Below are 9,394 nucleotides of genomic sequence, written 5' to 3' on the forward strand. Positions count from 1 at the left end.
CAGGCCCGCGTGCGCTCCTGAAGCGCCTTGTTGTACACAAGGCGGACGCAGCCGAACGTGCGCGACAGCTCAGCCGCCTGCTCGTCCGTGGGGTAGAAGCGGTACTTGAACGCCCGCTTGACCTGCTGCGGCACGCCTTACACGCTATCAGATTCCATGTGAGTGGCGGATATCGGCCGGTAGACGCTGCACGCCAATCCGCCCTGGCGGCAAACCGGCTTTCCCTGCCCTGCTCCGCAGGAGCTTCGTTTCCTCCCCGGCCTGAAGACCGGGGTGTCCACGAAGGTGAGACCCGAGGAACGGCAACGCGGCGCCGGCCTCGGGGCTGACGCCGACGCTGGTGCCCATGGCGCATGGCGTCGAAGAGGTCCGACAGGATCAGGGTGAGGGTGAGGACGAGCAGTACGGCGGTGCGGACCCCGGCCCCGGCGAAGCCGCCGAACAGGCTGAAGTAACCGAAGAGCTTGAGGCCGGGGGCGACGACGATCCCGTCGGGCACCTTGGGACGGTCGCCCCGCGCGCCGCTGTGCCGCCCCGGTGCCGCGTTCGCCGAGCCGGGGCGGCGCGGCCCCGGACACCAGCCCGACCGCCACACCGAGCTTCCGCACGCGGAGATGCGCACAGGACGGATGTCGGCGTGGACGGGGCATTTCGAGGGGGGACCGCTGGACACGGGCCCCGCTTCCCCCCGTAGGGCTACGGCTTCCAGCCCGGGTCCCGGCCGCTCAGCCCCACCGCCCGGTCCAGCAGGGGGGCGTCGTCCGGGACGGGGACGACCGGGCCGAACGGGCCGTTGCCCCCGGGCGGGTGCTCGGTCGCGGCGAGCAGGAAGGCGTACGACGCCTGGAGCGCGGCGGGGTCGGGCTCGTAGGGCCGGCCGGTGGCCCGGGCCAGGTCCCAGCCGTGGATGACCAGCTCGTCGGCGGCCACCGCGCCCGCGACGGCGCCGGGCAGGTTCACCCCGCCGGCCCGCGTCATACCGGTCCAGGCGTCCGGATCGCGCCATGCCTCGGCGAGTTCCGCGAGCGCCTTGGGCAGTTCCGTGCGCCAGCCCGGGCCGATGTCCGGCACGGAGGCGTCCGGGCTGGTGTCGGTGGTCGCGCCGAACCGCTTGCGGGCCGCGTCGCGGAACGCCGTGGAGAGCCCAACCAGATGCCCCAGCAGGTGGCGCACCGCGTAGTCCGGGCACGGCGTCGGCGCGGAGAGCTGCTCGTCCGTCACCCCCTCGGCGAGCCGCGCCACGATGCGCGTCTGCGGGCCGAGGTCGAACATCGTGTCGGTCATGCCGTTCTCCTGTCGCGGGTGGAGGTCGCTTGTCATGGGTGGATGTCGCTTGTCGCGGGTGGGTCGCTTGTTGCGAGTGGAGGTCGCTCGGAAGGTGGACCGGCGCGGGCCGCGAAACTCATCGCGGGCCCGTCGACCGTGCGGACCGCTTCCCGTTCCGGCGATGGTCGCCCTGCGGTACCGGGCCGCGGTTTCTACGGCATCTGCCCGATGCCTACGGCGCCGCCTTAGACCCACGATGACCAGGCATGACGAGCATGACGACTTCCTGGACGGTGGCACGCGTGCTGCGGGACCGAGCCGCGGGGCTGTATCTGGTGGGGGTGGTGGTGTCGGGCTTCGGCACGTCCTCGCTGTGGCTGGCGTCGGGCGTGTGGGTCAAGGACCTCACCGGTTCGAACGGGCTGGCCGCGCTGTGCATGCTGGCGATGTGGGCGCCGACCCTGGCGGGTCCGGCGCTCGGCACGCTCGCCGACCGGGTGCGCCGGGGGCCGCTGCTCATCGCCGTGAACCTGCTCCTGGCCGGTCTGCTGCCGACCCTGTGCACCATCGACTCCCCGGACGGTCTGTGGCTGCTGTTCACGGTGCTGTTCGTGTACGGCACCGCGGGCGTCGTACACGACGCCGCCGAGTCGGCGCTCGTCGCCGCGGCCGTCGCCCCGGACCTGCTCGGCGACTTCAACGGGCTGCGGATGACCGCCACCGAGGGCATGAAGCTGGTGGCCCCGCTGGCCGGGGCCGGACTCTACGCCGCGTACGGCGGGGCGGGCGTGGCCCTGCTGGACGCGGTCACCTTTGTGCTGGCCGCCGGGCTGTACGCCCTCCTGCGCGTCGCCGAGGAGCGGCCGCGCCGCACCGCCGACGGCTGGCGCGGGCAGACTGCGGAAGGTGTGCGCCAGTTGTGGGCGCACCCGGCGCCGCGAGCGCTGGTCCGGGCCGGCGGCGCGACGATGTTCTTCGCCGCCCTGAACGGCGCGATGACCTACGCCGTCGTGGACGACCTCGGCCGCTCCCCCGCCTACGCGGGCGTGCTGTACGCCGCGCAGGGCGCCGGCTCGGTGGCGGTCGGGCTGGTCTCCGGGGCCGCGCTGCGCCGGCTCGGCGAGCGCGGGTTCGCGGCGGCCGGCATCGCCCTGCTGGCCCTCGCGGTGGCCGCCCGTGCGGTCCCCGTCGAGCCGCTGACGCTGGCCGGCAGCGTGGCGACCGGGGCCGGGCTGCCGTGCGTGCTGATCGCCGCGCTCACCGCCGTGCAGCGCGAAACGCCCGGCCCGCTCCTTGGCCGGGTGACCGCCACCGCCCACACGCTGCTGTTCACGCCGAACGTGATCGGGCTCGCCGCCGGTGCCGCCCTGGTCGAACTGGCCGACCATCGGCTGCTGTTGCCCCTGTTCGGCGGGGCGCTGCTGCTGATGGCCCTGTCGCTCGCTCAGCGCCCGGCGAGCGCCTCCCGTACCGCCGCCAGATCGTCGTCCGACGCCAACCCGGCGTGATACAGCCGCAGTTCGGTGGCGCCCGCCGCGCGGGCCCGGGCCGCGTCCGCCGCCAGGGTACCGGGGCTGCCGCCCATGCCGGAGACCATCGTGAACTTGGCCGCGAGCACGGCGCCCGCCCGCCGCCGGTCCGCGAAGGGCGCGAGCAGCCCCGTGCCGCCCGTGCAGGGCACGACCACCCCGTCCGCGACGGTCAGGATGTGCGCGGGGTCCACGCCCGCGTCGGCGCCGCAGTGGTACGACACCGGGTCCGCGTGCAGCAGCACCTGGAAGCCCTCGGGCGCGGCGGCGCGGACGGCGGCGACGGCCGCCTCCTGGAGCGCGCGGGCGGCGGCGTCGCGCCACGCGCGTGTGGCGGCGGCGAGCGGCTCGCCGAGGAGCTTCGCCACGCCCGCCCAGCCCCCGTGGTCGGGCGCGCCCCGCCACAGCGGTTCCAGCGCCGTCCGCACGGCGGCGGCCAGCCGGCCGGGGTCCAGGTCCCGCTCCGCGTATCCCGCGCGGCAGTCGGGGCAGAAGCACAGCGACATCAGGTACTGCCCGGCCTCGCCGAGCCCGACCCCGCCGATCTTGTCGTGGGCGTGCAGATGGGCGAGCCCGTACCAGCCCAGGGACTCCAGTTCGGTGCCGCGCGCGCCGGGGCGCACGGCGGCCTCGGCCGCCAGGTCGACGAGGTACGCGCGCGTGGCGGGCTGTGCGATGCAGGGGGCCCACGGGTAGCGGTCGCCGTAGGCGTTGACGACGGAGGTGTCCGGATGGTCGGCGCCCAGGCGGGAGTTGTGCGCGAGGACGACCCAGGTGTACACCTCCAGGCCGGCCGCGGCCAGCGCCTCGGCGGCCTCGTCGTAGGCGTCGCCGGGCGCCCAGTCACCGGCCGGGTAGGGGCGCAGGGTGCGGCCCGCCCAGCGGTCGCCGAGCGGGTAGAGCACGGCGGCGTGTTCGGCGGTGACGACGCGGTGGCGCGGGTGACGGGGGGTCAGCGCGCGCGTGGAGTGGTAGGCGGCGGCGAGGGTGACCTGGGCCGTGCCGAGCCGGGCGAGCCGCGCGGGCGCCACCGGGTCGCCGTTGACATCCCAGGGGTAGACGTACGCCGAGGTCTTCACCCGCCCTCCTCCAGCAGCGCATACCCGCGCTCGATCACCCGGGCGAGCTGTTCGACGTGGTCCTCGCTCGGCTCGTGCAGCGGGGGCCGGACCTCGCCGACGGCGAAGCCGCTCAGCCGCACGCCCGCCTTGACAAGGGCGACGGCGTAGCCACTGCCCTGGTCGCGCAGTTCGGCGAAGGGGCGGTAGAAGCCGTCCAGGAGCCGGTGCACGGTGGTCTCGTCGCCGTCGCGCAGCGCCCGGTGGAAGGCGAGGGCGATCTCGGGCGCGAAGCAGAAGACGGCCGAGGAGTAGAGGGTGATGCCGAGGGCACGGTAGGCGAGCTGGGTCTGCTCGGCGGTCGGCATGCCGTTGAAGTACAGGAAGTCGCGGGGGACCTCGGTGCGTACGGCGCTGACGATGCGCTGCATCAGGTCCAGGTCGCCGAGGCCGTCCTTGAAGCCGATGATCCCCTCCGTGCGGGCGAGTCGGACCACCGTGGGCGGGGTGAACCGCGCGTTGTCGCGCTGGTAGACGATCACGGGCAGGCCGGTCGCCGCGGCGACCTCCTGGTAGTGCCGCAGCAGGCCCTCCTGGCCGGCCCCGACGAGGTACGGCGGCATGGCGAGCAGCCCGTCGGCGCCCGCGTCCTGGGCGATTCCCGCGTAGCGTGCGGCGAGCTTGGTGCCGTAGCCGGCGCCCGCGACCACCGGCACCCGTCCGTCGGCCGCCTCGGCGGCGGCGCCTACGCAGGCCGCGAACTCCTCGGGCAGGAGCGCGTGGTACTCCCCGGTGCCACAGCAGGCGAAGACGGCGGCGGCCCCGGACTCGACGCCCCTGCGCACATGCGCGCGGTAGACATCGAGGTCCACGGAGCCGTCGGGGCCGTACGGGGTGACGGGGAAGAACAGCGGTCCGCCGGGGTCACGGAGTCGAGCTGCGAGAGGGGCTGGCGTCACGGGCGCTCCCTACCGATGCATGCTTGTGATCGGTGTCTATATTTCTGAACGCGCCCACGCTAAGGGCCACACTTGAGGCCGGTCAAGCGCGCACACCCGCGACGCAAGATGCGAATCTCCCCCTTCCGCGCCGCACTTGACGAGCCAGGCCACGGCTCCCTAGCGTGTCCACGAATGTGAATACCGGCCACGAATGCGGCCGTTGACTCACGTTGGCCCAAGGAGACCGAGCATGTCCGCTCCCCGCACTGTTCTGCTCACCGGCGCCGCCGGCGGGCTCGGCACCCTGATGCGGGAGCTGCTCCCGGACTACGGCTACGAGCTGCGGCTGTTCGACGTGCGCCCGGTCGAGGGCGAGCCGGACGCGATCACCGCGGACCTCTCGGACACCGAGGCGCTGCGCGAGGCGGTGCGGGGGGTCGACGCGATCGTCCACCTCGCGGGCATCTCCCTGGAATCGACCTTCGAGAAGGTCCTGAAGGCGAACATCGAGGGCACCTACAACCTGTACGAGGCGGCCCGCGGGGCGGGCGTGCACCGGATCGTCTTCGCCTCCTCCAACCACGCGGTCGGCTTCACCCCGGCCCCGCGCGGCGACGACCCGCTGATCCCGGTCGACACCCCGCGCCGCCCCGACACCTTCTACGGCCTGTCCAAGTCCTTCGGCGAGGACCTCGCCCAGCTCTACTGGGACAGGCACGGACTGGAGACCGTCTCCGTCCGCATCGGCGCCTGTTTCCCCGAACCGACCGACGTGCGCATGCTGTCGATGTGGATGAGCCCGGCCGACGGGGCCCGACTGCTGCACGCGGCCCTGACCGCCGAGCACATCGGTCACACCGTGGTGCACGGCTCGTCCGCCAACACGCGCCTGTGGTGGGACCTGACGTCCGCGCGGGCGCTCGGCTACGCACCGCAGGACGACTCGGAGCCGTACGCCGCCAGGCTGATCGCCGAACAGGGGGAGCTGGACCCGGACAACCCGGCCCACACCCGCCTCGGCGGACGCTTCGTGGACAACCCACCGGTCTGGCCGTACTGACGGCGCCAGGAGATCACCCGCACCGGTTCGACGGCGGTGCCGCTCAGCTACGAGCGGGCGCCGGAGCTGTTCGCGCGGTTCCTGGCCGAGGTGGACGCGGGCGCGGACCCCCAGCTGGTCATGGCCCGCTGGACCGGGAACTACCGGCGGGGCAACGAGCGCACCGCCCACGAGCACCCCCGCAACCGATCCGGCGAACGGCCCCGCGGACGACGCTGAACCGGGCCGCCGTGGCTGCCGCCGTGGCCGCTGCACCGAATGGGCGCAAGGTAAGGGAACGGTAAAGCACCTTCGATCGTTACCTCTGGCATGACAGCTATGACCCCCGGCTCGAACATCCCTCTCGCCGCCGCCCGTGTGACGGTGGACGTCGCCGCCCCGGTGCGGCTCGACGTATCGGGCCTGCTGCTCACCGCCGACGGCAAGGTGCGCTCCGACGACGACTTCATCTTCTACAACCAGCCCACCGGCCCGGGCGTGACCTACCGCTCGGGCGGGGGCGCGGCACCCGACGCGATCATCGTCGACACCAGCGCCGTCCCGCCCGGCATCGAGAAGATCGTCGTGACCGCGAGCCCGGACGCCGCGGGCCAGACCTTCCAGGGCGTCGAACCGACGGCGACGATCCGCAACGCCGACGACAACGCCGTCCTGGCGACCTTCACACCCCCGCGGCTCGGCACCGAGACCGCGCTGGTGGTCGTCGAGATCTATCTGCGCAACGGCCAGTGGAAGGCCCGTGCCGTCGGCCAGGGGTACGCCGACGGACTCGCCGGCATCGCCACCGACTTCGGCGTCACGGTGGAGGAACCGGCACCGGCACCGGCCGCCCAGCCGGTGACACCGCCGATGCCCGCCGCCCAGCCGGTGACACCCCCGATGCCCGCCGCTCCCCCGGCGCCGCCCGCCCCCGCGCCCGGCACCGGGAAGATCAACCTGGACAAGGGCCGGGTCAGCCTCCAGAAGAACCAGACCGTCTCCCTCGTCAAGGGCGGCCGTCCGCTGCTGTCCCGGGTGCAGATGGGCCTCGGCTGGGAGCCCGCGTTCCGCGGCAAGGACATCGACCTGGACGCCTCGGTCATGGCCTACGGCCCGCAGCGCAACCACATCGACAGCTGCTACTTCGGCAAGCTGACCATCCTCAACGGCGCGATCAAGCACTCCGGCGACAACCTCACGGGCGAGGGCGGCGGCGACGACGAGGTGATCGTCGTCGACCTCGGCCGGATCCCGCAGGAGGTCTCCGGCCTGGTCTTCACCGTGAACTCCTTCTCCGGCCAGAAGTTCACCGAGGTCGCCAAGGCGTACTGCCGCCTCGTGGACAGTGCGACCGGCGAGGAACTGGTCCGCTTCGACCTGACCGGCGCCGAGCCGCAGACGGGCGTGCTGATGGCCAAGCTCATCCGCCAGTTCTCCGGCGAGTGGGAGATGACGGCGCTGGGCGACTTCGTGAAGGGCCGCACGGTCCGCAACATGGTGAAGCCGGCCGCGCAGGCGCTGTAGGACGGTGGTACGACGGCACGGGCGCCCACTTCCGAGGGGGCGCCCGTCGGCAGTCCCGGAACAGGGCGCTGTGGGCGTCCAGGGCGGGTCGGCCACCGGGGCGAGCACCCCGCGCACCTCGCGCGCCACACAAGCCAGCATCACGGCGCTGTTCTCCGTCGCACCATGACCCGGGGTGTGCGTGGGGCCTCGGGGGTCCTTACGCCCCGCTTCCGCCCGCGAGGTCCAGCGACCGCCACCCGGGTCAGGGATGCCGTCCTTGCTCCTCGGGCGCAGAGCAGGGGCGACAACGGTGCCCCCGCGAGCCATCGCGCTGATCACGCCACAGGGCGCAGCGGGCCGTGACGCCGACGGCGCGGACGGTCAGATGCCCTGCTGCGAGCGGGCCTTGAAGGCTGCCTTGCGGGCCTCCTTGGCGATCTTCTTGTCCGGGTGGAGCCGGCCCATCGCCTCCAGCACGTCCGCGGTCGCCGGGTGCTCCACCCGCCAGGCCGCCGCGAAGAACCCGCTGTGCTGGGCCGCGAGCCCCTCCACCAGGGCGCGCAGTTCATCGGAGTTCCCCTCGGCGGCGAGCTGCGCGGCCACCGTGTCGACGGTGAGCCAGAACACCAGCTCCTGCGACGGCACCGGCACACCGGGGATGCCCCGCTCGCTCAGCCACACCCGGGCCAGCCCGCCCAGTTCGGCGTCGTCGAGGACCTCCCGCAGCGCCGGTTCGGCCTCCGTACCGACCAGGGACAGCGCCTGCTGGCAGCGCAGCCTGCGCAGCGGCGCCCCGGCGTCGCCGCCCCGCGCCGCGGCCAGCAACTCCCGCGCGGCGGCGAGGGGATCGCGGCGGGCCAGCCACTGCTCGGTCTCGGCCTGGGCCGCCGCCTGCGGAAAGCGGGACGTGCCGTCGAGCAGGACGTCCGCGCCCTTGTCCACGAGTTCACCGACCGCGGGCGCCGCGAACCCGGCCTCCAGCAGTCGCGCCCGCAGCCCGTACAGACCGAGCGGGGTGAGCCGCACCAGGCCGTAGCGGGCGACATCGGTGTCGTCCACCGACGCGGCCGGCTCCTCGTCGCCCTCGGCCATGAGCGCCTCGTCGACCGGCTCGTACTCCACGACGCCGATCGGCTCCAGCGCCCGGAACTGGTCGTCCAGGCGCATCATCGCGTCGGACACCTGCTCCAGCACGTCGTTGCTGGGTTCGCCCATGTCGTGGGGCACGATCATCGAGGCGGCGAGCACGGGCAGCGGCACCGTGCCGTCGCCGGGGCCGTCCTCGCCGACGGTCAGCAGATACAGGTTGCCGAGGACACCGTCGAGGAAGTCGGCCTCGGCGTCCGGGTCCCAGTCGAGTGACGAGAAATCGACCTCGCCGTCGGCGTCCAGCGCGTCCACCAGAGCGTCCAGGTCGGGCACGCTCGCGTCGGCGACGACGGTCTCCAGGGCGGCGCACCACACCGTGAGCACATCGTGCGGCGAGCCGGAGGTGAGCAGGGCCAGTTCCTCCCCCGCCGTCACGGTCCCGGCCTCCTCGTCGACGATCTCGACCAGGCCGGTGTCCATGGCGACCCGCCATGCCTCGCTCGTCCGGGCCGCGGCCTCGTCCCCGGTCAGTCCAAGCAGCTCGGCCGCGGCCGGCAGCTGCTCCTCGGCCAGGCTGCCCCCGGCGTCCACCCTGGTGTCGGGCCCGGCCCAGCGGGCGAGCCGGACGGCCCGGGAGAGCGACGGCGTGGACAGCGCGGCGCGCGCCAGCTCCGCTTCGGAGTGCAGCCGCACCGGCGGCAGGGGGGAGCTGTCTGACATCGGCTGGTTCTCCTCGCGGCCGTGGGACTCAGCCGCTCAGCCTAGACGGATTTCCACCCATGCCACCCGGTTCCTCTCGTCACCGGGACCGCACCTGGCCGAAACCTTGACGGCCCTCCTGACCAGCCCGGGGATTGACGCGCGTAGAAGTCGTCGGGCGACGGTTCGGGGGGACAGCCGTTCGCTCGACGCGAAGTCCGCCGGTCGCGAACGCCCCGGCGCGCGACGGCACCGCGGGCGAAGCCG

9 protein-coding genes are annotated in these 9,394 nt (G+C 73.5%); 4 read left to right on the forward strand and 5 right to left on the reverse strand.

All coding sequences use genetic code 11. The features are described from left to right. Together ACWEKM_RS44720 and ACWEKM_RS44725 are read right to left on the reverse strand one after the other, a co-directional pair. Positions 1 to 134, reverse strand: a 134-nt coding sequence (locus ACWEKM_RS44720) for a helix-turn-helix domain-containing protein (RefSeq protein ID WP_451627062.1), incomplete at its 3' end; no start/stop codon positions are given. A gap of 562 nt (positions 135 to 696) precedes the next feature. Beyond that, positions 697 to 1,284: a TIGR03086 family metal-binding protein gene (locus ACWEKM_RS44725; RefSeq protein WP_451627057.1), complete on the reverse strand. Its 588-nt coding sequence runs from the start codon at positions 1,282 to 1,284 to the stop codon at positions 697 to 699. A gap of 257 nt (positions 1,285 to 1,541) precedes the next feature. Between ACWEKM_RS44725 and ACWEKM_RS44730 the strand changes: the two genes are divergently transcribed. Then, complete coding sequence (locus ACWEKM_RS44730; RefSeq protein WP_451627063.1) at positions 1,542 to 2,774, forward strand: MFS transporter; 1,233 nt, start codon at positions 1,542 to 1,544, stop codon at positions 2,772 to 2,774. Here ACWEKM_RS44730 and ACWEKM_RS44735 read toward each other — a convergent pair. Both ACWEKM_RS44735 and ACWEKM_RS44740 read right to left on the reverse strand, forming a co-directional pair. After that, positions 2,711 to 3,874, reverse strand: a complete 1,164-nt coding sequence (locus ACWEKM_RS44735; protein ID WP_451627058.1) for a hypothetical protein — start codon at positions 3,872 to 3,874, stop codon at positions 2,711 to 2,713. The two genes, ACWEKM_RS44730 and ACWEKM_RS44735, sit on opposite strands and share 64 nt — an antisense overlap. Next, entirely contained in the window at positions 3,871 to 4,812 is a 942-nt protein-coding gene (locus ACWEKM_RS44740; RefSeq protein ID WP_451627059.1) for a 5-dehydro-4-deoxyglucarate dehydratase, read from the reverse strand. Before ACWEKM_RS44740 ends, ACWEKM_RS44735 begins: the two co-directional genes overlap by 4 nt. A gap of 232 nt (positions 4,813 to 5,044) precedes the next feature. Between ACWEKM_RS44740 and ACWEKM_RS44745 the strand changes: the two genes are divergently transcribed. The 3 genes from ACWEKM_RS44745 to ACWEKM_RS44755 all read left to right on the forward strand — a co-directional run bounded on the left by ACWEKM_RS44745 (position 5,045) and on the right by ACWEKM_RS44755 (position 7,357). Further along, on the forward strand, positions 5,045 to 5,854 hold the full coding sequence (locus ACWEKM_RS44745; protein ID WP_451627060.1) for an NAD-dependent epimerase/dehydratase family protein: 810 nt from the start codon (positions 5,045 to 5,047) through the stop codon (positions 5,852 to 5,854). Between the two features lie 12 nt (positions 5,855 to 5,866). Then, a complete protein-coding gene (locus ACWEKM_RS44750; protein WP_451627064.1) occupies positions 5,867 to 6,073 on the forward strand; it encodes a hypothetical protein in 207 nt (68 codons plus the stop codon). A 99-nt stretch (positions 6,074 to 6,172) separates the two neighbouring features. Continuing rightward, a complete protein-coding gene (locus ACWEKM_RS44755; protein WP_451627065.1) occupies positions 6,173 to 7,357 on the forward strand; it encodes a TerD family protein in 1,185 nt (394 codons plus the stop codon). Positions 7,358 to 7,720: 363 nt separating this feature from the next. On the opposite strand, the gene ACWEKM_RS44760 is transcribed toward ACWEKM_RS44755, so the two are convergent. Continuing rightward, complete coding sequence (locus tag ACWEKM_RS44760; protein ID WP_451627061.1) at positions 7,721 to 9,148, reverse strand: hypothetical protein; 1,428 nt, start codon at positions 9,146 to 9,148, stop codon at positions 7,721 to 7,723. Positions 9,149 to 9,394: the final 246 nt, after the last annotated feature.

The organism is Streptomyces sp. NPDC004752 (assembly GCF_053601275.1).